At 48.8% G+C, this 607-nt stretch carries 1 protein-coding gene; it reads left to right on the forward strand.

The genetic code is table 11. The annotated features are described in order from the left end of the window. Nucleotides 1-607, forward strand: a 607-nt coding sequence (locus JNK62_04790) for an ABC transporter ATP-binding protein (GenBank protein ID MBL8158822.1), incomplete at both ends; no start/stop codon positions are given.

Below are 607 nucleotides of genomic sequence, written 5' to 3' on the forward strand. Positions count from 1 at the left end.
CTCCAACCAAAGGCAGCATCATCACCCGTGGGCGCATAGCCAGTCTACTGGAAGTCGGTACAGGTTTCCATCCCGAGTTGACAGGTCGTGAGAACATTTTTCTCAATGGCTCCATCCTTGGAATGAAATTCAATGAGATTCGAAGCAAATTCGACCAGATCGTTGATTTTTCCGGTGTCTCCAAATTCCTGGACACCCCCCTTAAACACTATTCAAGCGGAATGCAACTACGTCTGGCTTTCGCGGTTGCAGCTTTCCTGGAGCCGGAGATCCTGATCATCGATGAAGTATTGGCTGTTGGAGACGCTGAATTCCAGCGGAAGTGTATGGGAAAGATGGATGAGGTATCGCAGAGCGGCAGGACGATTCTTTTTGTCAGTCACAACATGGGTGCGGTAAAATCGCTTTGCCAGAAAGCCATTCTATTGAACAAAGGAACGATTCAAACGATTGGCCCATCAGCCAAGGTGGTGGAAGAATATCTCGCCAATGCCTATACGACAACGGAAAAGCATCGTGAAGATCTTCAGTCGTCGGATGGTCGGGTGAAGCTTCGGTTTCCATACTGGATCGACAAAAATGGCGTTCCGGTTAGTGCCTTCGCTTA

It is taken from the genome of bacterium (genome assembly GCA_016789445.1).
GTDB lineage: Bacteria > Patescibacteriota > Minisyncoccia > Phycocordibacterales > UBA2100 > UBA10103.